This is a genomic window from Nocardia vermiculata NBRC 100427 (assembly GCF_001613265.1).
Lineage (GTDB): Bacteria > Actinomycetota > Actinomycetes > Mycobacteriales > Mycobacteriaceae > Nocardia > Nocardia vermiculata.
On sequence record NZ_BDCA01000016.1, the window covers coordinates 97045 to 119047 of the forward strand.

The 22003-nt window shown below is 67.3% G+C and carries 22 protein-coding genes and 1 tRNA gene; 16 read left to right on the plus strand and 7 right to left on the minus strand.

Features of this window, described 5'->3' with window-relative positions; all coding sequences use genetic code 11:
• Window positions 1-233: 233 nt before the first annotated feature.
• Both NV2_RS17795 and NV2_RS31745 read right to left on the minus strand, forming a co-directional pair.
• Window positions 234-1781: an alpha,alpha-trehalose-phosphate synthase (UDP-forming) gene (locus NV2_RS17795; protein ID WP_067875292.1), complete on the minus strand. Its 1548-nt coding sequence runs from the start codon at window positions 1779-1781 to the stop codon at window positions 234-236.
• A 91-nt stretch (window positions 1782-1872) separates the two neighbouring features.
• Window positions 1873-2040, minus strand: a complete 168-nt coding sequence (locus tag NV2_RS31745; RefSeq protein WP_168436170.1) for a hypothetical protein — start codon at window positions 2038-2040, stop codon at window positions 1873-1875.
• Between the two features lie 251 nt (window positions 2041-2291).
• Here NV2_RS31745 and NV2_RS17800 point away from each other — a divergent pair, with 251 nt between their 5' ends.
• From NV2_RS17800 to NV2_RS17820, 5 genes are all read left to right on the plus strand, one after another.
• Entirely contained in the window at window positions 2292-3131 is an 840-nt protein-coding gene (locus tag NV2_RS17800; RefSeq protein ID WP_067875295.1) for an alpha/beta fold hydrolase, read from the plus strand.
• Window positions 3132-3263: 132 nt separating this feature from the next.
• Window positions 3264-3506: an MbtH family protein gene (locus tag NV2_RS17805; protein ID WP_067875298.1), complete on the plus strand. Its 243-nt coding sequence runs from the start codon at window positions 3264-3266 to the stop codon at window positions 3504-3506.
• A 142-nt stretch (window positions 3507-3648) separates the two neighbouring features.
• Window positions 3649-3723, plus strand: a tRNA-Thr gene (locus NV2_RS17810).
• 179 nt (window positions 3724-3902) lie between these two features.
• Window positions 3903-4640: a response regulator transcription factor gene (locus NV2_RS17815; protein ID WP_084474975.1), complete on the plus strand. Its 738-nt coding sequence runs from the start codon at window positions 3903-3905 to the stop codon at window positions 4638-4640.
• A gap of 14 nt (window positions 4641-4654) precedes the next feature.
• Window positions 4655-6199: a sensor histidine kinase gene (locus tag NV2_RS17820; protein WP_084474998.1), complete on the plus strand. Its 1545-nt coding sequence runs from the start codon at window positions 4655-4657 to the stop codon at window positions 6197-6199.
• A gap of 37 nt (window positions 6200-6236) precedes the next feature.
• Here the strand turns inward: NV2_RS17820 and NV2_RS17825 are convergent, their stop codons facing one another.
• The gene (locus tag NV2_RS17825; RefSeq protein ID WP_067875304.1) at window positions 6237-6662 is read right to left on the minus strand and encodes an HIT family protein; all 426 of its coding nucleotides are present in this window, start codon (window positions 6660-6662) and stop codon (window positions 6237-6239) included.
• A 105-nt stretch (window positions 6663-6767) separates the two neighbouring features.
• Here NV2_RS17825 and purD point away from each other — a divergent pair, with 105 nt between their 5' ends.
• A complete protein-coding gene (purD, locus tag NV2_RS17830; protein WP_067875307.1) occupies window positions 6768-8045 on the plus strand; it encodes a phosphoribosylamine--glycine ligase in 1278 nt (425 codons plus the stop codon).
• Between the two features lie 92 nt (window positions 8046-8137).
• Here purD and NV2_RS17835 read toward each other — a convergent pair whose 3' ends face one another.
• Window positions 8138-9127: a M23 family metallopeptidase gene (locus tag NV2_RS17835; protein WP_067875310.1), complete on the minus strand. Its 990-nt coding sequence runs from the start codon at window positions 9125-9127 to the stop codon at window positions 8138-8140.
• Window positions 9128-9243: 116 nt separating this feature from the next.
• Between NV2_RS17835 and NV2_RS17840 the strand changes: the two genes are divergently transcribed.
• The 5 genes from NV2_RS17840 to NV2_RS17860 all read left to right on the plus strand — a co-directional run bounded on the left by NV2_RS17840 (window position 9244) and on the right by NV2_RS17860 (window position 14227).
• A complete protein-coding gene (locus NV2_RS17840; RefSeq protein ID WP_218018999.1) occupies window positions 9244-10413 on the plus strand; it encodes a pyridoxal phosphate-dependent aminotransferase in 1170 nt (389 codons plus the stop codon).
• A gap of 122 nt (window positions 10414-10535) precedes the next feature.
• Window positions 10536-11204 carry a TetR/AcrR family transcriptional regulator gene (locus tag NV2_RS17845; RefSeq protein ID WP_067875313.1) on the plus strand — a complete coding sequence of 223 codons (669 nt, stop codon included), beginning with the start codon at window positions 10536-10538 and terminating at the stop codon, window positions 11202-11204.
• A 6-nt stretch (window positions 11205-11210) separates the two neighbouring features.
• A complete protein-coding gene (purB, locus tag NV2_RS17850; RefSeq protein ID WP_067875315.1) occupies window positions 11211-12644 on the plus strand; it encodes an adenylosuccinate lyase in 1434 nt (477 codons plus the stop codon).
• Between the two features lie 38 nt (window positions 12645-12682).
• Complete coding sequence (locus tag NV2_RS17855; protein ID WP_067875318.1) at window positions 12683-13129, plus strand: HIT family protein; 447 nt, start codon at window positions 12683-12685, stop codon at window positions 13127-13129.
• 138 nt (window positions 13130-13267) lie between these two features.
• Entirely contained in the window at window positions 13268-14227 is a 960-nt protein-coding gene (locus NV2_RS17860) for an alpha/beta hydrolase (protein WP_067875321.1), read from the plus strand.
• 31 nt (window positions 14228-14258) lie between these two features.
• Here NV2_RS17860 and NV2_RS17865 read toward each other — a convergent pair whose 3' ends face one another.
• Window positions 14259-14483, minus strand: coding sequence for a DUF397 domain-containing protein (locus NV2_RS17865; RefSeq protein ID WP_245662655.1), 225 nt, complete (start codon window positions 14481-14483; stop codon window positions 14259-14261).
• A gap of 310 nt (window positions 14484-14793) precedes the next feature.
• Here NV2_RS17865 and NV2_RS17870 point away from each other — a divergent pair, with 310 nt between their 5' ends.
• Complete coding sequence (locus NV2_RS17870; protein WP_157102958.1) at window positions 14794-15006, plus strand: hypothetical protein; 213 nt, start codon at window positions 14794-14796, stop codon at window positions 15004-15006.
• A gap of 95 nt (window positions 15007-15101) precedes the next feature.
• The gene (locus tag NV2_RS17875) at window positions 15102-17276 is read left to right on the plus strand and encodes a S9 family peptidase (protein ID WP_067875496.1); all 2175 of its coding nucleotides are present in this window, start codon (window positions 15102-15104) and stop codon (window positions 17274-17276) included.
• Between the two features lie 76 nt (window positions 17277-17352).
• Here NV2_RS17875 and gad read toward each other — a convergent pair whose 3' ends face one another.
• Window positions 17353-18762 (minus strand): glutamate decarboxylase, encoded by a 1410-nt coding sequence (gad, locus tag NV2_RS17880; protein ID WP_067875327.1) that lies wholly within the window; start codon window positions 18760-18762, stop codon window positions 17353-17355.
• 162 nt (window positions 18763-18924) lie between these two features.
• Here gad and NV2_RS17885 point away from each other — a divergent pair, with 162 nt between their 5' ends.
• Window positions 18925-20295 carry a dipeptidase gene (locus NV2_RS17885; RefSeq protein ID WP_067875330.1) on the plus strand — a complete coding sequence of 457 codons (1371 nt, stop codon included), beginning with the start codon at window positions 18925-18927 and terminating at the stop codon, window positions 20293-20295.
• A 30-nt stretch (window positions 20296-20325) separates the two neighbouring features.
• Here the strand turns inward: NV2_RS17885 and NV2_RS17890 are convergent, their stop codons facing one another.
• Window positions 20326-20970 (minus strand): MBL fold metallo-hydrolase, encoded by a 645-nt coding sequence (locus NV2_RS17890; protein WP_067875333.1) that lies wholly within the window; start codon window positions 20968-20970, stop codon window positions 20326-20328.
• 104 nt (window positions 20971-21074) lie between these two features.
• On the opposite strand from NV2_RS17890, the gene purS reads away from it, so the two are divergent.
• Together purS and purQ are read left to right on the plus strand one after the other, a co-directional pair.
• On the plus strand, window positions 21075-21311 hold the full coding sequence (gene purS / locus NV2_RS17895; protein WP_067875335.1) for a phosphoribosylformylglycinamidine synthase subunit PurS: 237 nt from the start codon (window positions 21075-21077) through the stop codon (window positions 21309-21311).
• On the plus strand, window positions 21308-21994 hold the full coding sequence (gene purQ, locus NV2_RS17900) for a phosphoribosylformylglycinamidine synthase subunit PurQ (protein ID WP_067875338.1): 687 nt from the start codon (window positions 21308-21310) through the stop codon (window positions 21992-21994). The genes purS and purQ overlap by 4 nt, the downstream gene beginning before the upstream one ends.
• The last annotated feature ends 9 nt before the right edge of the window (window positions 21995-22003 follow it).

A 22003-nucleotide genomic window follows, 5' to 3' on the forward strand; every position in this document is an offset into this window, starting at 1 on the left:
GGCCGGTATGCCGTGCGGTGCACCGGGCGGGTGCGGCGGAATCCGGGGTGTGCGGTAGCGGCGACCGCTCGGCCCCGGCGGAGGCCAGGACCGAGATTCGGTGATGCGGGCGCCACGGAAGCGGATGCGGGCGGTCGGTTCGAAGGGTGCACCCGCCTCGGATCGCTGTGCGGTCGAAGGTCTCTGCTCGCTGTGCGGTCGAAGGTCTCTGCTTGCTGTGCGATCAGGCTGCGTCAGCGATCCTTCTCGTCCGTGTTGTCCGGCAGGAGTGCGCTGCCCGCCACCCGGTCCTGGGCCAGCGAATCGAGGAATGCGCGCGCCCACCGGTCCACATCGTGGGCGAGGACCTGCCGTCGCAGCGACCGCATCCGCCGGCGTTTGGCCTCGGGATCGTCTTCGATCGCGGACATGATCGCATTCTCGACGCTGTCCAGATCATGCGGATTACACAGATAGGCCTGCCGCAACTCGGCTGCGGCGCCGGTGAATTCACTCAGTACCAGGGCGCCGTTGACACCGCTGCGCGCGGCCACGTACTCCTTGGCCACCAGGTTCATTCCGTCCCGCAGCGGCGTCACCAGCATGACGTCGGCGGCGACGAAGAAGGCGACCAGTTCCTCACGCGGAATGGGCCGGTGCAGGTAGTGGACGAAGGGGTAACCGACGCGGGAGAATTCGCCGTTGATGCGGCCCACCTGGCGCTCTATATCGCCGCGCATCTGGATATAGCTCTCGACCCGTTCGCGGCTCGGCGTCGCCAGCTGCACCATGACGGTCTCGGAGGGATCCAGGCGCCCGTCGTGCAGGAGTTCCTGCAGGGCGGCCAGGCGTATGTCGATGCCCTTGGTGTAGTCGAGGCGGTCCACGCCCAGCAGGATGTGCTTGGGATTGCCGAGTTCCGAACGGATCTGGGCGGCCCGCTCGCGCACCGAACGCCGGCGCGACAGTTCGTCCAGACCGGCCGAGGCGATGGAAATCGGGAAGGCACCGACCCGCACGGTGCGGAAACCTACCTGCACCACACCGAGTTTGGATCGCACGCCGACTGTGCCCCGCGAAGTCGGCTGTCCGGCAAGACGTCTGGCCAGGAACAGGAAGTTCTGCGCACCGCCGGGCAGATGGAATCCGATCAGGTCGGCGCCCAGTAGACCCTCCACGATCTCGGTGCGCCACGGCAGCTGCATGAACAGCTCCACCGGTGGGAACGGGATGTGCAGGAAGAAACCGATCGTCAGATCCGGTCGCAGCATCCGCAGCATCTTGGGGACCAGTTGCAGCTGATAGTCCTGTACCCACACCGTCGCGCCCTCGGCCGCCACCTTCGCGGTGTACTCGGCGAAGCGCCGGTTCACCTCGACGTAGGCCGACCACCAGTCACGGTGGTACTCCGGCCGCACGATCACGTCGTGATACAGCGGCCAGAGGGTGCCGTTGGAGAAGCCCTCGTAGTAGTCGGCGACCTCGGCGGCGGACAGTGGAACCGGATACAGCTCCAGTCCGTCCTCGATGATCGGATCGACGTCCACATCGGGCACCCCGGCCCAACCGACCCAGGCGCCATTGTTACTGCGCAGCACGGGTTCGAGCGCCGTGACGAGACCACCGGGGCTTCGCTTCCAGCGCTTGGTTCCGTCCGGGAGATGCTCGAGGTCCACCGGCAGCCGATTGGCGACCACCACGAATCCCGACCCGGCGCTCCCGGGCGGATCCTTCGGCGCGGATCCGGGTTCCGGCTGAGCGTCTGATGATCGATCGGTGCGTTTGTCGCTCGTATGGTCCACTGCTGGATCCTCCGGTCGCCGAAATGGCGGAGCTAGGCGTGGGATTTCAGTTGTAATACGGCCGGAACGGCTGTGGTCCGGCTCGAAGGGGTTATTCGGTGCGGGCGCTGGGACCGATTCCGAGCATCGACAGCAGCATCCGGCACTCGTCTGCGTCGGTGGCGTAGGCGGCCACTACGCGCTGTGCCTGTCGTGCGGTCTCGTCGGCGAGCGGTTCCAGGTCGTCGTCCGCGATGTCGTTGGCGCTCTTCGCGGCCATCGTCGTGTCCTCTCGGCTCGGGGTCGTAGCACGGCGGTGCGGTTCGTTCCGTCGTGTGTCGGCGCCGTGCGTTGTCAATGGTATCGGGCGCGTCGATTTCCCCCGCCGGGTTGTATCGACCGCTGCCGAACCGCAACAGCGGCGGGCGAAACCGGTCACACCGGCGAAACGCCCACGCCACGTCAACCTATACCGTGGATGAGGTGGGTGAATCTCGCCCGCCGGAATCGAGTGGAAAGGGTCACAGCATCATGCCGTTGGCCACGGTGAATGGAATCTCGCTGAACTACCAGGTGAAGGGAGACAAGGCCAAAGGCACCGACACCAAAGGCGCCGCTCCGCTGGTCGTGCTGATCATGGGGACCGGAAGTCCCGGGCGGGTATGGGAGCTGCATCAGGTTCCCGCCCTGGTCGCGGCCGGTTACCGGGTCTGCACCTTCGACAACCGCGGTATCGCCCCTTCCTATGAGGCCGCCGATGGCATGACCATCGACGAATTGGTCGCCGATACCGCCGCGCTGATCGAATATCTGGACGAAGGCCCGGCGCTGGTGGCCGGCACCTCGATGGGCGCGCGGGTCACGCAGGAGTTGGCTCTGGCCCGCCCCGATCTGGTGCGTAAGGCGGTCTTCATGGCCGGTCACGCCCGTCTCGATCAATTCCAGAAGACCTTGTCGCTGGGGGAACACGAACTCGATGCCTCCGGCGTGCGGCTGCCGGCCAAATACGATGCCGCCGTGACCGCCGTGATGAATTTGTCGCCTGCGACCATGGCCGAGCCGAATGCGGCCCGGGACTGGCTGGACCTGTTCGAGTTCACCGGTGGTCCGGTCACCCCGGGAATCCGGGCGCAGCGGCGGATGGATCACGATTTCGACCGCCTGCAGGCCTACCGCGGGATCAAGGTGCCGTGCCTGGCCATGGGGTTCGCCGACGACCGGATGATTCCGGCGTATCTGACCAGGGAGCTGGCCGATGTGGTTCCCGACGCCAGGTATCAGGAGATTCCCGATGCCGGCCACTACGGCTATCTGGAACGTCCGGAGACGGTGAACAAGATCCTGCTCGATTTCTTCGCAGGCTCGAGGTAATCACCACACGTAACGCTGGTCTTGCTAGGGTCGACAACATCGGTAGGGGCAACGCTCGGGTCGGCTTCGATTCCGGCGCGAGCCCAGCGCCCCGCACTGTCCGTACACAGCGCCAGTATCCAGTGAGGTGAAATGAGCACCAACCCCTTCGACGACGAGGACGGCCGCTTCTTCGTTCTGGTCAACGACGAGGAGCAGCACTCCCTGTGGCCTGCTTTCGCCGAGGTCCCGGCCGGATGGCGAGTTGTGTTCGGCGAGGAGAGCCGCGCCGCCTGCGTCGAGTACGTGGAGAAGAACTGGACGGATATGCGGCCCAAGAGCCTGCGTGACGCGATGGCCGCGGACGATGCGGCCCGGCAGGGCGCCCAGTCCTGACCGTGCGGCGCTGCCGCCCGGTGTAACGAGATCGGCGGCTGCGTGAGCCCTCGGCGAGGGGCTCGCGCGGTCCCCGGTGGCCGGACACCCGGAACATTTTTCGGACGGGCCGCCATCCGGTTATGATTGCACCGCTTCATCCGCCTCCTTAGCTCAGTGGTAGAGCACCGCTCTTGTAAAGCGAAGGTCGTCAGTTCAATCCTGACAGGGGGCTCCATTTGTGAGCGCTGGTCAGGGCCCTGACGGGGGCTCGGCCGGCGCTCGATTGTTTCCGGCGGGATCGAGCACCGCTGCACTGTCGAGGTCACGGCATTCGGTTCGCCTCGCAGTGGGCTCGCAGGAAACTCCCAGGCAACGTTCAGCGCATTCGGTGCTGCCGGGTGCACGATAGCGAGCATGAACGGTGTGCCAGGCGATCGAACCCCCGAGGCTCGGGTGCTGGTGGTCGACGACGAACCGATGATCGTCGAACTGCTGTCGGTGAGCCTGCGCTATCAAGGTTTCGAGGTAGCGGTCGCCGCCAACGGTGCCGAGGGGCTGGACCGGGCCAAGCAGTTCCGGCCGGACGCCCTCATCGTCGACGTGATGATGCCGGGCATGGACGGCTTCGGGCTGCTGCGCCGCTTGCGGGCCGACGGGATCGACGCCCCGGTGCTGTTCCTGACCGCGCGCGACGAGATCGACGACAAGATCACCGGCCTCACCCTCGGTGCCGACGATTACGTCACCAAACCCTTCTCGCTGGAAGAGGTGGTCGCGCGGCTGCGGGTGATTCTGCGCCGCGCCGGGCACACGGTGGAGGAGAGCAGATCCTCGCGGGTCTGTTTCGAGGACATCGAACTCGACGACGACACCCACGAGGTCTGGAAGGCGGGGGAGCCGGTCTCGCTGTCACCGACCGAGTTCACCTTGCTGCGCTACTTCATGATCAACGCCGGCACCGTGCTGAGCAAGCCGCGCATTCTCGACCACGTGTGGCGCTACGACTTCGGCGGTGAGGTCGGTGTCGTGGAAACCTATGTCTCCTACCTGCGTAAGAAGGTCGACACCGGACCGGATCGGCTGATCCACACGCTGCGCGGTGTCGGCTACGTGATGCGCGCACCGAACCGGCGCCGGTCCGCGGCGACATGAGTGAACCGGGTTCCATGTCCGGCCGGGGGCACGTTTCGGACCGATCTGCCGGTGCGGGGAAGCCTGACGAAGCGCCGGGCTTCCGCCGGCGTTCCGCAGCGGCCGGGCCACCGGTACGTGGTCTCCGATCGCGGATCTCGCGGCGGTTGTCCGCGGTACCCCTGCGCATCACTCTGGTCGTCGTCCTGGTCCTGCTCGCCGGTCTGGGACTCGTGGTCTCGGGTGTAGCGGTGACCTCCTCGATGCGAAACGTGTTGATCGACAAGGTTGATCGACAGCTGTTCGAGGCATCGCACACGTGGGCGGATCCCGGCGCACCGGACCCACAGCGGCTGCCGATGCCGAAGAGCCGGGAACGACCGCCGCAATTGTTTTACGTTCGGGTCGACAATCCGGACGGCGCGGTGCGGATGCTGCTTCCGTCCGGGCCGACCGTCCCGGACCCGCCCGCGGATCTCGGGAAGAAACCGCAGACCATCGGCACCGTCGGTGATCCGGACGCGCACTGGCGCGCGGTGCGGGTCTCCGGGGCAGACGGCACCAGTCTGATTGCGATCCGCCTGACCGAGACCGAGAACATCGTCGACCGGTTGATCGGCCTACAGGTGGTGGTCGGACTGATTGTGCTGGCCGTGCTCGCCGTGGTCGCGCAGTTCGTGATCCGCCGCAGTCTGCGACCGTTGCGAGAGGTGGAGAAGACTGCGGCCGAGATCGCGGCCGGTGACCTTCATCGCCGAGTTCCGGTGCAGGGCACCAATACCGAGGTCGACCGGTTGTCTCAGTCCCTCAACGGGATGCTCGCTCAGATTCAGACCGCCTTCGCTGCCACCGAGGCGTCCGAGGAAGCCGCTCGGCGCTCGGAGTCCCGGATGCGCCGCTTCGTCGCGGATGCCAGCCACGAACTGCGTACGCCGTTGACCACGATCAAGGGATTCACCGAGCTGTATCGGCAAGGTGCGCTGGCGGATCCGGAGTTGTTCATCGATCGAATCGAGCGCGAATCCACTCGGATGGGACTGCTCGTGGAGGATCTGCTGATGCTGGCCCGGCTGGATGCACAGCGGCCGGTGGAACGGCACCCCGTGGATCTGCTGGCCCTGGCCAGCGATGCGGTGCACAACGCGCGCGCCGTCGATGCCGCGCAGCGCCCGGATGCGCCGCGCCGCCCGATCGACATCGAAATCCGTACCGGTGAGGGCACATTGGAAGTGCTGGGGGACGAGGCCCGGTTGCGTCAGGTGCTGGGAAATCTGGTCAACAACGCACTGATCCACACCCCGCCCGATGCGGCGGTCACCGTAGCGCTGACCCCCGCGCCGGACGAGGTGACCATCGAGGTCGCCGACACCGGGCCCGGGCTGCCGCCCGAGGAAGCCGAGCGCCTGTTCGAGCGCTTCTACCGCACGGACACCTCACGCAGCCGCGACAGCGGGGGCACCGGCCTCGGCCTGTCCATCGTGCAGGCCCTGGTCACCGCGCACGGTGGCACTGTTGCGGTCCACAGCCGAGTAGGACAGGGCACCGTCTTCGAGGTCCGCCTGCCCCGTTCGGTCGACTGAGGTCCGGGCACCGCGCGCACCCGGGACATGCGGGCTGTTACTCGGGGACGTTGGCGCCGTAGCCGAGGTCGCGGAGGGCCTGTTTGATCTTGGCCTGTGCCTCGTCCAGCGATTCCGGACTCGGATCGGTGTCGGCGCCGGAGATGTCGAAGTCGCTGAGCTCGTAGGCCGGGAACACGTGCAGGTGCAGGTGCGGAACTTCCAGCCCGGCGATCAACAGGCCCGCGCGCGGCGCATCCCATGCCTTGCGCACGGCCCGGCCGACCTTCTGCGCGACCTCGTTGATCCGTGTGAACACCGCCGGATCGAGGTCCTGCCACTGGTCGATTTCCTGACGCGGGACGATGAGCGTATGGCCCGGGGTGACCGGCGCGATCGTCAGAAAGGCGACGAACTCGTCGTCCTCCCACACGAACCGCCCCGGAAGTTGACCGGCAATGATCGCACTGAAAACGGAGGGCATGGGCCCATCTTGCCTCTCCGTTCCGTGATCGGCGGATCGGGGCTGGTGAGCAGCTGTTGCGATACCCTCATCTGCCGTTCACCCGCGTCACCTAAGCTGTCTCGGGTGCGCGTACTCGTCATCGGTTCCGGAGCCCGTGAACACGCCCTCGTAGCGGCCCTGCGACGGGACCCGGAGGTGCAGGCCATTGCGGCGGCACCCGGTAACCCGGGCATTGCTCAGCTCGCCGAAGTGCGGCCGGTCGACCCGGCCAGTGCCGAGGCGGTCGTGGCACTGGCCCGCGACTTCGGTGCCGATCTGGTCGTCATCGGCCCGGAGGTGCCGCTGGTGCTGGGTGTTGCCGACGCGGTGCGGGCGGCCGGTATCGCCTGCTTCGGGCCGTCGGCGTCGGCCGCGCGGATCGAGGGTTCCAAGGCCTTCGCCAAGGATGTGATGGCCGCGGCCGGCGTACGCACCGCGCACAGCGAGATCGTCGACCACCCCGGCGAGCTGGATGCCGCACTGGATCGTTTCGGCCCCACCTGGGTGGTCAAGGACGACGGGCTGGCGGCCGGTAAGGGCGTGGTCGTCACCACCGACCGGTCCGCGGCCCGCGACCACGGCGCCGAACTGCTCGAACAGGGTCACCCGGTCCTGCTGGAGTCGTTCCTGGACGGACCCGAGGTGTCGCTGTTCTGTCTCGTCGACGGCGAGACCGTGGTGCCGTTGCTGCCCGCGCAGGATCACAAGCGTGTCGGCGACGGCGACACCGGACCCAATACCGGCGGGATGGGCGCCTACACCCCGTTGCCGTGGCTGCCCGCGCAGACCGTGACCGAGATCGTCGACGATGTCGTGAAACCCGTTGCCGCCGAAATGGTTCGGCGCGGTGTGCCGTTCTCGGGCCTGCTCTACGCGGGGCTGGCGATCGGTCAGGCGGGGCCGTCGGTGGTCGAATTCAACTGCCGCTTCGGTGATCCCGAGACCCAGGCGGTGCTGGCACTGCTGGACAGCCCGCTCGGTGCGCTGCTCTACGCCACCGCCACCGGCACTCTGGCCGAGGCTCAGCCGCCGCGCTGGAAGGACGGCGCCGCGATCACCGTGGTGCTCGCCGCGGAGAACTATCCGGGTCGTCCGCGCACCGGCGATGTCATCTCCGGGACCGAAGGGACGGCAGCGGATGCCGCGGTGCTGCATGCCGGTACGGCGTCGCGCGAGGACGGGGCCTTGCTGTCGGCCGGCGGCCGGGTGCTCAATGTCGTCGCCACCGGCACCGATCTGACCGAAGCGCGCGCGCACGCCTACGAGCGCATCGCCGCAATCAAGCTGCCCGGCAGCCACTTCCGCACCGATATCGGTCTCGCCGCAGTAGAGGACCGCATCTCACTGCCCGCCCGGGTCTGATCTCTCGCCACCCGGCTGCTCGGGCGCTGTTCACCGGAGAGTCTCGCCTCTGGATCGCGGCCCGCGCTCGGGCAGCGGTGTGAACCGCGCGTTCAGCCGACCTGTACTCCGTGCAGCGCCAACCAGGGCTGTGGATCGATGTGCTGACCGCTGACCAGCACTTCGAAATGCAGATGCGGCCCGGTGGAGTCGCCGCGGTTGCCGATTCGGGCGATCTGTTGCCCGGCGTGGACCCGCTCGCCGACCGAGACCGAGAAGTCGTACATGTGGCCGTAGACGGAGATGCTGCCGTCGTTGTGCCGGATGCGCACCCACAGTCCGAAGCCCTGCGCCGGACCCGCGTCGATGACGACACCGTCGGCCACCGCGTAGATCGGCGAACCGATCGGCGCGGCAATATCGATACCACGGTGGAAGGTGCCCCACCGGCTGCCGTATCCGGAGGTGAAGGCGCCCACCGCCGGCAGCGCGAAACCGCCGATACCGGGTGCGATTCCGCCGGGGAAGACACCACCGGGGATCGCTTCGGGCCGGCCCGGCAACCACGGCTGCGGAGCTCCGGAGACCGCGGCGGCGGCCTCGGCCTTCGCGCGATCCAGCGTCGATTGTTGCGCGGCGGCCACCACCTGGGCCTCACGCAGGCGCTCGCCGTTGTCGATGGCCTTCAGATAACGCTTGCTGGTTTCCTGTTCGGCCTGCACCTGCAGCGGATAGGCGACCGCGATCCGTTGTGCGGTACCGGGTGCGGGAACGCGGTCGATCGTCCGCGGTGCCACGGTGTCGGCAGCCGCGAACAGTGCCACCACCAGCATGCCGACGACCAGAATCCGGTGTTGGTACAACCAGCCGCGCAGCCGTGGCCACAGCGTCTCGAAGTCGTCGCGCCAGTTCCGATTGCGCATCCGCCGGATCAGCGATCGCGAACCGGCCCCGGCCGCCGAGCCGAATTCACGGGAGCGGCGTGCCGCGGACCGGACCCGATCCGACAGTGGCCGCTCCCGTTGCAGCGCTGTTCGCCAGTCCGGGCGGACCACGGTCCAGCCCCCCTGGTACAGCTCGGCGCGGCGTGCCCGTTCAGGCATTCTGCCGACGATAACAGGGGGTCGGCCGATAGCGTAGGTGGGCGCCACGGTGCACAGGAACGTCTCAGTAAGCCGGTGCGTGCGAGCGGTGCGGCGCGGTGTTCTACCGTCGTCGGGTGCGCAGTGAATCCCGTCGTTCCACGGTTCCGACCTTCTACGTGATGGATGTGTGGAAGGCCGCGGCCGAACGTGCCCGTACCCACGGCGATGTCCTCGTCCTGGCCGCCGGTCAGCCGTCCACGCCCGCACCGGCGCCGGTGTTGCGGGCGACCCGCACCGCACTCGACGACGAGTTGCTGGGCTACACCGAGACTTTCGGCCTCCCGGAACTGCGCGCCGCGATCGCGGACCACCACAGCAGCAGCTACGGGATCGGAGTGAGCGCCGACGACGTGGTCGTCACGACCGGTTCGTCGGGGGCGTTCACCCTGATCTTCCTGGCCGCATTCGACATCGGCGACACCGTCGTGGTGGCGCGTCCCGGGTATCCGGCCTATCGCAACACCCTGACTGCCCTGGGCTGCCGGGTCGTGGAGCTCGACTGCGGGCCCCAGACCCGGTTCCAGCCGACCGTCGCCATGCTCGAGGAACTGCCCGAGCCGCCGGCCGGTCTGGTGGTGGCCAGTCCCGCGAATCCGACCGGGACGATGATCGCGCCCGAGGAATTGGCGGCGCTGGCCCGCTGGTGCGACGACCACGGAACGCTGCTGATCTCCGACGAGATCTATCACGGCATCGCCTATTCGGGACTCGGCGGAGATACCGAACCGGTCAGCTCGGCGTGGGAGACCTCGCGCGAATCAGTGGTGGTCGGGTCGGTGTCGAAGTACTTCTCGATGACCGGCTGGCGGTTGGGCTGGATGCTCGCTCCCGAACGGCTGCGCCCGGCGTTGCAGCGGTTGGCCTCGAATATGACGGTCTGCCCGCCTGCGATCTCACAGTTCGCGGCCACGCATGCCTTCGGTGCCGAGGCCAAGAGCGAACTCGACACCCATGTCCAGCGTTATGCACGCAACCGTGCCTTGCTGCTCGAGGGCCTGCCCGAACTGGGCATCACCGATCTCGCTCCCGCCGACGGCGCCTTCTATGCCTACGCCGATATCGGCCACCTGAGCCAGGATTCGACCGCCTGGTGCGCGGACCTGCTGGCGCACACCGGAGTGGCGTTGGCTCCCGGCATCGATTTCGACACCCGCAGCGGTCACCGGACAGTTCGCTTCTCCTTTGCCGGCGCCACCGCCGACATCGAGGAGGCGCTGGTGCGCCTGCGTCGATACCTCGGCTGAAACGCAGAATTCCGTACCGCCCCGCGCGCGGCGCCGATGGGGTACAAAGACAAACGCAGAGATTTGCACAGATCGCACCGATTTGGCACGGATGAACCGATGATGACTGGCACGATGACACGGTGATCACCGCGACGACCCCGAAAGGCGAGAGGCGTCGCCAAGCATTGGTTGCGGCTGCCGCGGAGTTGCTCCTCGAAGGTGGCTTCGATGCCGTGCGCCACCGTTCGGTGGCGACCCGCGCGGACCTGCCGCTGGCATCGACGACCTACTATTTCGAATCCCTCGAGGATCTGATCGCGCGCGCGGTCGAGTTCAGCGGTACCGCCGAACTTGAGGCGATGCGCCACCGGATCGGTGAGGTGACTCATCGCCGGCGAGGCGCGGAGGCAACCGTCGAGCTGATCGTGGACCTGATGGTGGGTACCGAAGGAACCGACGAATTCGCGCGCGGGCGGCTGATCGCCCGCTACGAGCGGTCGGTGGCCTCGGCACGGCATCCGGAACTGCGTGAGGTGCAGTTGCGGCTCCGGGTGCAACTCGAAGATCTGCTCGCCGATGTGCTGCGCCGCTCCGATCGCATGGTGCGCACCGATCAGCTGCGCCGCCTGGTCGCGGTGGTCGACGGTGCGGTGGTGGCCGCCCTCGCCGAATCCGATCCGCAACCGCGGCGCACCGCCCGCGCCGCGTTACTGGAATTGATCGATGTGATCGCGCCGCCGGTGCCGCAACCGATGATCGCGCCGCAAGCGATGCCCCAGCAACCCGGCAGGCAGCGAACACTAGACTGACTGTCCGTGACTGTTGTCCCGAATGTCCTCGCCACCCGGTATGCCAGCCCGCAACTGGTGCAGTTGTGGTCGCCCGAGAACAAGATCGTGCTCGAGCGCCGACTGTGGCTCGAGGTACTACGGGCGCAGACCGAACTCGGCGCGGCGGGCACCGAATCGGTGACCGCCGAGGTGATCGAGGATTACGAGCGGGTGCTCGGTGAGGTGGATCTCGCCTCGATCGCCGAGCGGGAGCGGATCACCCGCCACGATGTGAAGGCACGGATCGAGGAATTCAACGCCCTCGCCGGCCACGAGCACATCCACAAGGGGATGACCAGCCGCGATCTCACCGAGAATGTGGAACAGCTGCAGATCCGGTTGTCGCTCGATCATGTCTTCGAGCACGGGGTCGCGGTCGCGGCACGGCTGGCGGAGCGGGCGGCCGAATATCAGTCGCTGGTGATGGCCGGTCGTTCGCACAATGTGGCGGCGCAGGCGACCACGCTGGGTAAGCGTTTCGCCAGTGCTGCCGATGAGGTTCTCATCGCGCTGCAGCGGGTGCGCGAGCTGATCGATCGCTATCCGCTGCGCGGGATCAAGGGGCCGATGGGGACCGCGCAGGACATGCTGGACCTGTTCGACGGCGATGCGGGCAAGCTCGCGCAACTGGAACAGAAGGTGGCGCGCCACCTCGGCTTCTCGACCGTGCTGACCAGCGTCGGCCAGGTCTATCCGCGCTCGCTCGACCACGATGTGGTCTCCGCACTGGTGCATCTGGGTGCGGGCCCGTCCTCGTTCGCGCACACCGTGCGGCTGATGGCCGGGCACGAGCTGGTGACCGAGGGGTTCCAGCCGGGCCAGGTCGGCAGTTCCGCGATGCCGCACAAGATGAACACCCGCTCCTGCGAGCGTGTCAACGGCCTGCAGGTGGTGCTGCGCGGGTACGGCTCGATGGCCGCGGAACTGTCCGGCGCGCAATGGAACGAGGGTGATGTGTTCTGCTCGGTGGTGCGCCGGGTCGCACTGCCGGATGCCTTCTTCGCCATCGACGGCATGATGGAAACCTTCCTCACCGTGCTCACCGAGTTCGGTGCCTACCCCGCGGTGGTCGAGCGCGAACTCAACCGCTACCTCCCCTTCCTGGCCACCACCCGCATCCTGATGGCGGCCGTGCGGGCCGGGGTGGGGCGCGAGAGCGCGCACGAGGTGATCAAGGAGCATGCGGTCGCCGTGGCGCTGGCCATGCGCGAGCAGGGCCGGGAACCGGACCTGCTGGACCGGCTCGCCGCCGACGATCGCATGCCGTTGGACCGCGCCGGGCTCGATGCCGCCCTCGCCGACCGCACCGCCTTCATCGGTGCCGCCGAGGCGCAGGTGGGTGCCGTGGTGGCGCAGGTACAGAAGCTGATCGACGCTCATCCCGAGGCGGCGCGCTACACGCCTTCGCCGATCCTGTAGTGCGGCGGGGCACGCGAACCCGGCACTAGGGTTGGCGGATGGACCCTTACAGCATCTTCGCCGACATCGTGGCGGGGCGGGCACCGTCGTCCAAGGTCTACGAGGATGCGGATGTCCTCGCGTTCATGGATATTCGTCCGATGACGCCCGGACATCTGCTGGTGATTCCGAAGGTCGCGGCGCGCAGTCTGGCGGAACTCGATCCGGTGGTCGGCGGCAAGCTCTTTCGGGTCGGTCAGCGCTTGGCGGCCGCGCTGCGCGAGTCCGAGGTGGCGTGCGACGGGGTGAATCTGTTCCTCGCCGACGGCGAGGTCGCAGGGCAGGAAGTGTTCCACGTCCATCTGCATGTCATTCCCCGGACTTCGGGCGACGGATTCGGGTTGCGTTACCGCGCTACCGGTCCGGCGCGTGCCGACCTGGATTATCTGGCCGCGTCGATCGCCGCCGCGGACCGGCGCGCGTCCCCGCAGGCTTCGGGGAACTAGCGACTCACTCCTCCTCGGGCGTACCGAGAGCACACCGCGCGGTTTGCTGAAGAAACGCCGAAGAAGGAAAGACCACCCGGAAACCCCGGCGTGAGCTACGTTGAGTAGCAATTGTGGTGGGCTGATGGAGGTGGGGCCGTGCGTCGTTCGCTCGTTGCTGCTGTTGTGCTGGCGCTCGGTCTCGGTCTCTTCGCTCCCTGGGCCGGGCCGCTACCGCGGGCCGCGGCGGCGCAGGTGGTCCGCGTCGACGAGGTGCGCCCCACTCGCACGGCACTGTTCATCGACTCGCCGTCCATGGGCCGCACCATCCAGGTACAGGTACTGCATCCGGCCGGTGGCGGCGCCCGGCCCAGCTACTATCTGCTCGACGGCCTGGATCCCGGTGTCACGCAGAGCACCTGGACCAACGCCACCGACGCCGAGCCTTTCTTCGCCGGTAAGAATGTCAATGTCGTGCTGCCGATCGGTGGCCAGGCGAGTTACTACACCGACTGGCAGTCCGACGATCCGCACTTCGGCCGCTACCGGTGGGAGACCTTCTTGACCCGGGAACTCCCGCCGATCATCGACGCCACCTTCGCCGGGAACGGCGTCAACGCGATCGGCGGCCTGTCGATGGGTGGTATCGCCGCATTCGTGCTCGCGGTGCGCCATCCCGAGCTGTACCAGGCGGTGGCCGGTTACAGCGCCTGCCCGGACCTGGGCATGGCGCAGGGCGCGATCATGTTCTCGGTGGCCAACCGCGGCGGCAATCCACTGAATATGTGGGGCGCGCCGGGCAGCCCCGAATGGGGTGCGCACGATCCGGCACTGCTCGCGGAGCGACTGCGGGGCAAGACCATCTACCTGTCCACCGGTACCGGCATTCCGGGGCCGCACGAGGCGGAGATCAAACCGCAGTTGCCGGAGAACATCCTGCTCGGCGGACCGATCGAGGCCGGTGTCGGCATCTGTGTAACCGCCTTCGAACAGCGGCTGCGCGCCTTGCGGATCCCGGCCCGGGTCGATCACAGCCCGGTCGGCACCCACTCGTGGTCGTACTGGCAGGACTATCTGCATGCCTCCTGGCCGACGGTCGGCGGTGCGATCGGCGCCTGACCGGCCCGTGCACGGGCCGGGGCTGTTGCCCTCAGGCGGTTGCCGCGCCGGGCCGGTTGAATTCGCCGTCCTTGGCTCCTGCGACGAAGGCCCGCCACTCGCCGGGGGTGAAGATCAGCGTCGGCCCGTCCGGGTTCTTCGCATCCCGCAGACCGATATTTCCGCTGGCCAGGAATGCGATCTCGACGCCCCCGGCCCCCTCCCCACTGCGCTGCCAGACCGCTCCCGGCTCGATATCGCGATTCTTCGCTTCCACGCTGTGCTCCTGATCGATGTCTGTGCCCACCGGTCGACCGGCGGGGCGCTGTCGTGCACCGACCCTATTCGGTTCGCGGAGGTGATATCGCAGCCGCCGGAAATCCGTCCGTATCGGCATGGCCGGAATCACACGGATATTCCCACCTGCGGAATGTCGACGTCGTGCGGGCGTACCGGCAACAGTGCTGGTTTACGGCGCAACCGGAGCGGAAACCCCCTTCTTGTGGCAGACATATGGCGTCGACCAGGACACAGATTCAGGGCACACGTCCTGCCGCACTGAAGGGACGACAAGGATGGAGCACCGCATGGCACCCGTCTTCGACAGTTGCGCGGTGGTGCCCCGGCACCTCACCGTCGAGCAGGCGCACAACATCCTGCACAGTCACAGCAGCTGTCCCAACGACCAATGCCCGCGTCGCAAAGCCGCACTGTTCTTCCTGATGGAATCTCGCCGTTCGGCCCGCGGCAACGGGCGTGACCTGCGTCGGCCTACGCCGCGCACTACCGGGCTGGGTTAGCTCGGGATCGGTACCCGCACTCGCCGCCGTGGATGACGACGGCGAGTGCGGGGTCCTGCGCCCGCTGGGGGCGGGCCGCGATTACGGTGGTCACCATGGCTCTCGACAGTGGTACCGGAACCATCCCGAATACCGGCGATCCCGCGGCGGTAACCCCGCCGGTTGCCAAACAAATCCCGGCGCAGCGCACCCATCACGGTGACACTTTCGTCGACCCCTACGAATGGCTGCGCGATAAAGACGACCCCGAAGTGGTTGCCTATCTCGAGGCCGAGAACGCCTATACCGACGCGCAGACCGAACATCTGGCTCCACTGCGCGCGCGGATTTTCGACGAGATCAAATCACGCACCCAGGAGACCGATCTGTCGGTGCCGGCGCGGCTCGGCGACTATTGGTATTACTCCCGCAGTTTCGAGGGGCGTCAGTACGGCGTGCACTGCCGTTGCCCGGTGTCGGACCCCGACGACTGGACCCCGCCACAGCTCGACGCCGACGTAGAGATCGCTGGTGAGGAGATTCTGCTCGACAGCAATGTGCTCGCCGAAGGGCACGATTTCTTCGCCCTCGGGGCCTATTCGATCAGCCACGACGGCACTCAGCTCGCCTATTCCACCGATACCGTCGGTGACGAGCGGTATGTGCTGCGCATCAAGGATCTGCGCAGCGGTGAACTGCTGGGCGACGAAATTCCCGGGACGGCGCCCGGTGCGACCTGGTCGCTGGACGGAACGCATATCTTCTATCAGACCGTCGACGAATCCTGGCGGCCCGATACCGTGTGGCGGCACCGTCTCGGTTCCGCGCACAGCGACGACGTGACCGTATTCCACGAGCCCGACGAACGGTACTGGGTGAGTATCGGGGCCACCCGTTCCGAGAAGTACCTGATGATCTGGGTCGGGTCGAAGATCACCAGCGAGGGCTGGATCCTCGAATCCGACCGGCCCGAGGGCGAGTTCCGGGTGCTGCTGCCGCGCCGCGAGGGCGTGGAGTACTCCGCCGAGCATGCGGTGATCGGCGGGCGCGATCGGCTGTTGATCCTGCACAACGATGTGGTCGACGGCGTGAAGGCGGAGAACTTCGTGCTGGCCGAGGCGCCGCTGGAGGACCCCTCCGCGATGACCGAGCTGATCGGGCACCGCGACGATGTGCGGCTCGAGGATATCGACTGCTTCGCCGAGCATCTGGTGCTGTCGTACCGGCGTGAGGCGCTGCCGCGGGTAGCGGTGTGGCCGTTGACCGCCGACGGCTACGGCGAGCGCCGGGAGCTGGACTTCGGCCTGGAACTGTTCTCCGCCGGTATGGGATCGAATCCGGAATGGGCGCAGCCGACACTGCGGGTGGGCGTGACCTCGTTCATCACCCCGATGCAGATCTTCGACTACGTGCCGGCCACCGGTGAGATGATGCTGCGCAAGCAGCAGCAGGTCCTCGGTGGTTACGATCCGGAAGAGTATGTGCAGCACCGCGATTGGGCGACCGCCGCGGACGGCACCCGAATTCCGATCTCGGTGGTGCGCCGTCGCGACAGCGAGGGTGCCGAGCCGAAGCCGTTGCTGCTCTACGGTTACGGCTCCTACGAGGCCAGCATCGACCCGGGTTTCTCGGTGTCACGGCTGTCGCTGCTGGACCGGGGTGTGGTCTTCGCCGTCGCACATGTGCGCGGCGGCGGTGAGATGGGCCGGCTCTGGTACGAGCACGGTAAGACGCTCACCAAGAAGAACACCTTCACCGACTTCGTTTCCTGCGCACAGCATCTGATCGACGCCGGGGTGACGACACCGCAGCAGATGATCGCCGACGGCGGTAGCGCCGGGGGTCTGCTGATGGGTGCGGTGGCCAATCTGGCACCGGAACTGTTCGCCGGCATTCTCGCGAATGTGCCGTTCGTGGATCCGCTCACCTCGATTCTCGACCCGTCGCTGCCACTGACGGTCATCGAATGGGACGAGTGGGGTAACCCGCTCGAAGATCCCGAGGTCTACGCCTATATGAAGGCGTACTCGCCGTATGAGAACGTCGCGGCGCAGAACTATCCGGCAATTCTGGCGATCACCAGCATCAACGACACCCGGGTGCTGTACGTGGAGCCGGCCAAGTGGGTTGCTGCCCTGCGGGCCACGAAGACCGGAGATTCCCAGCTCCTACTGAAGACCGAGATGAGCGCGGGACACGGTGGGGTCAGCGGACGCTACGAGAAGTGGAAGGAAGTGGCGTTCGAATTCGCCTGGGTCCTCGATACCTTGGGTCTCGGCGGCGAGAACTGAGCTACCCGGTGGCGCCGTCGCCGACGGCGCCACCGGTGCGTACCGGCCTGGTCCGAGGTGTCGAGGCGGGAAGCGGCTACCGCAGGTCGAGTGCGTTCGCGATCGACTCGTCCGATACCGCGGCGGTGGCATCGTGGGTGAAACCGCCCGCTTCCCGGCGGGTCAGCGGCACCGACAGCGGATGTTTCCGCAGCTGGTCGATGCATCGGTCGATATCGGCCAGCAGCAGATCGGCCATATCGTGGGTGAAGCCGTGCCGGATGACCGCGCGCATGATCGTCTCGTCCTGCCGATCGGCGGGCAGCGGGTAGGCGGCGATCAGCCAGCCGCGCGAGCGCAGCCGCTCGGACAGGTCGTAGAGGTTGAACCCCGGATCCCCGCGCAGCTTCCACGACACCGCACTGATGCCCTGCTCGGTGGAGCCGTCGTGAATCATCTCGAACAGCCCGGTATCCGACAGCCCCTGGGCCAGGTGCCGGCAGACCCGGTAGATCGCCGACTGCACCCGGGTGTATCCGGTTCGGCCCAGTCGGATGAAGTCGTAGTACTGGGTGATGGCCTGCCCGCCCGGTCGGGAGAAGTTCAGATTGAAGGTAGCCATGCTGCCGCCCAGATAGTCCACATCGAAGATCAGCTCGGCGGGCAGGTCGTCGGTGTCGCGCCAGATCGCCCACCCGGCGCCCAGCGGCGCCAGTCCGGTCTTGTGCCCGGAGGCGTTGATCGACTTCACCCGCGGTAACCGGAAGTCCCACACCAGATCCGGTGCGGTGAAGGGAGCGAGGAAGCCGCCGCTGGCGGCGTCGACATGCAGGGGAACGTCCAGTCCGGTGCGGGCCTGCAGTTCGTCCAGTGTCGCACTCATCGCGGCGATGTCCTCGAACAGGCCGGTGTAGGTCTGGCCCATGGTCGCCACCACCATGATCGTGTTCGAATCACAGTGTGCGGCAAGGTCGTCCGGATGCATGGTGTAGCGGTCCCCGCGCAGCGGCACCTGCCGGATCTCCACATCGAAATACCGGGCGAACTTCTCCCAGCAGACCTGGACCGGCCCGCAGACGAAGTTGGGCACGCCCTGCCCGCCACGTTTGCGCCAGCGTGTCTTCGCCGCGAGGCCACCGAGCATGGCGGCCTCGCTGGAACCGGTGGTGGAGGTGCCGTGTGTGGTGTCGGGATGCGGTGCATGCCACAGGTCGGCGACCATCCGGACGCAGCGGCGCTCCAACTCGGCGGTCTGCGGGTACTCGTCCTTGTCGACGATGTTCTTGGCCAGGCTCTGAGCCATCAGTCGCTGCGCGTACTCGTCGATCCAGGTGGTGCAGAAGGTGGCCAGATTCATCCGTGAGACGCCGTCGAGCATCAGCTCGTCGTGCACGATCTGGTAAGCCTCCTGCGCCGGCATCTCGGGATCCGGAAAGGTGCCCTTGGGGGCGCCGCGATCCAGATCGGGCATGGCGAACAGGTCGTCTGATTCCGGTAGTGCAGCCATCTCATCCTCTCCAGGGACTTCGATCGCGCTCGGGTTCGTATCCCATGATGCCCTCCGAGCTGCCCGGACGTGGACGAACGGCGCGATGGATACGCGCGCGGGTGGACCGACGGGGCGGATACGGTGGCTCGGGAATGTCGAGCACAGGAGAGGTGGCGGGCGATGACCGGCGACGAACGGACCGCGCGGCTGCGCGCACAGGTGCACTCGCTCATGCCGCAGGCGCGCACGGATCTGGCCCGGTTGGTGGCCTATCGATCGGTCGCCGACGAGCGGCAGTTCCCGGTGCAGGAGTGCCGGCAGGCGGCACGGTGGGTCGCCGATGCCTGCTCCGCCGTCGGGCTGACCGATGTCGGACTGCATCCGACACCGGACGGTAGCGAGGCGGTAGTGGCCAGGTATCCGGCACCCGCCGGCGCGCCCACGGTGTTGCTGTACTGCCACTACGACGTGCAGCCCCCGGTCGACGAGGCGGCCTGGGACAGCCCGGTATGGGAGCTCACCGAACGGGACGGTCGCTGGTACGGACGCGGCGCGGCCGACTGCAAGGGCAATCTGATCGCTCACCTCACAGCACTGCGGGCAGTACAGAACATGATGGGTGACAACGGATTCCCGGTCGGCATCACGTTGGTCGCGGAGGGGTCGGAGGAGCAGGGGACCGGCGGCCTGGAGGAATTCGTCCCCGCCCATCCGGAGCTGCTGCGCGCGGACGCGCTGGTGATCGCCGACTGTGGCAACGTCGCTGTCGGGGTGCCCACCTTCACACAAACCCTGCGGGGCAATGTGAACGTCCTCGTCACTGTCGAAACACTCTCGGGCCCAATACATTCCGGAATGTTCGGCGGTGCCGCCCCGGATGCGACCGCCGCGTTGGTCCGGCTGTTGTCCACCCTGCGTGACGAGCACGGCGACACCACCGTCGCGGGTCTGCCGGCCGAGCAGCGCTGGGACGGCGTGCAGTATCCGGCCGAGCAGTTCCGCGCCGACGCGGGCGTGCTCGACGGGGTGCACTTGCTCGGCAGCGGCGCTGTCGCCGACATGCTGTGGGCCCGTCCGGCCGTGACTATTCTGGGGATCGACGTGCCTCCGGTGGTCGGCTCGGCGGCGGCGATCCAGCCCACTGCGCGGGCCCGGCTCAATCTGCGCATCCCGCCCGGTGTGGACCCCGACTCGGCGTTGCGGGCCCTGACCGCTCATCTGGAATCGAATGCGCCGTGGGGTGCGCGAGTGCACATCGAACTCGAAGGCACCGGCGCACCGTTCCGTTCCGGGACCGGCGGCCCGGCCCGGCGGGCGATGGAGGCCGCGTTCGCCGCGGCCTACGGCCGCCCGGCCACGACGCAGGGACAGGGCGGCTCGATCCCGCTGTGCACTGTCTTCGCCGACACCTACCCGGACGCCGAGATCATGCTGATCGGTGTCGAGGAACCGGCCTGCCTGATCCACGCGCCCAACGAGAGCGTGGACCCCGGCGAGATCGAACAGGTGGCGCTGACCGAGGCATTGTTTCTCACCTCGTACACCGGGTGAACCCCGTCCGCGACGCGGCCGGGTGCGGACTCAGATGTCCCGCTGGGTCTCGGGCTCGACCGTGGTGAACTCGGTGCCTTCCGGTCGCATCTCGGTCAACCGGCCGAAATAGATGCCCTGCGCTTCGGGCGCGATGACGCCGTAGTGGATCGGCAGTGCGGTCCGCGGCGACACCGCGCGCAGGTAGTCGACGGTTTCGCTGAGCTTCATCCACGGTGCCGCGGCGGGAATGGCGAGCACACCTACCGGCACCGGCGGCACCCACAGCGAATCGCCCGGGTGCACGAACTGGGCCGGGTCGGCTGCGCTGCCCAGCTGGAAGACGGTGTTGTCGATGACCGGAATATCGGGATGGATCACCGCATGCCGGCCACCGCCCCCGGTGATCTGCAGGTCACCGACGTTCACGATATTTCCGGCGTGCACGGCCTCCCAGCCCTCGCCACGCTGCTGTGCGGTCTGCGGATCGCTGAGCAGCCGGGCGCCGGGGTTGGCCTCGACCAGCGCTTCGATCCGGGCCGGGTCGATGTGGTCGGGATGCTGATGGGTGATCGCGATGGCGTCGAGCCCGGTGATGCCCTCGAAGCCGTGCGCGAAGGTGCCCGGGTCGAACAGGACCTTCACACCGTTCAATTCGACGAGAACGCAGGAATGACCGAAGTGGGCGATACGCATATGCCCACGCTAGCGCTCGGAGGGCAGGTGGCCCGGCGCGGCGCCGGTCAGCAGCGCCGATTAAGCTGTTGCGGTAATCCCCCCACCAGCTTGAGGAGCAACGCGTGGCACGAGTTGTGGTCGAGGTGATGCCGAAGGCCGAGATCCTGGATCCGCAGGGTCAGGCCATCGCCGGCGCGCTCGGACGACTGGGCTTTCCGGGCGTTTCGGATGTGCGCCAGGGCAAGCGATTCGAACTCGACATCGACGAGAGCGTCAGCGATGCGGAGCTCGAGAAGATCGCCGAGGCCCTGCTCGCCAACACGGTGATCGAGGACTGGAAAGTGGTGCGGCTGCCGTGACCAGCACTGCGCGTATCGGTGTCATCACCTTCCCGGGCACGCTCGACGACGTCGATGCGGCTCGGGCGGTCCGGCTGGCCGGCGGCGAGGCCGTGAGCCTGTGGCATGCCGACGCCGACCTCCGCGGTGTCGACGCGGTGATCGTGCCCGGCGGCTTCTCCTACGGCGACTACCTGCGTGCCGGTGCCATCGCGCGGTTCGCGCCCGTGATGGGCAAGGTCGTGGAGGCTGCCGGTAAGGGCATGCCCGTGCTGGGCATCTGCAACGGCTTCCAGGTGCTGTGCGAGGCCGGACTGCTGCCCGGCGCACTGACCCGTAACGAGGGGCTGCACTTCGTCTGCCGCGATCAGTGGCTGCGGGTGGAATCCAGTGGTACGGCGTGGTCCTCCCGCTACGAATCGGGCGCGCAGATCCTGATCCCGGTCAAGAATGCCGAAGGTCGTTACCAGGCCTCGGAATCTGTCCTCGACGAACTGGAGGGCGAGGGCCGGGTCGTGTTCCGCTACGCGGGTGACAACCCGAACGGTTCGCAGCGTGCGATCGCCGGTATCGCGTCCGCGAACGGCCGGGTCGTCGGGCTGATGCCGCACCCCGAACATGCCACCGAGCCGCTGACCGGCCCGAGCGACGACGGCCTCGGGATGTTTCTGTCGGTACTCGACAGCCTGGTCGCCACCGCCTGAGGGCAACGC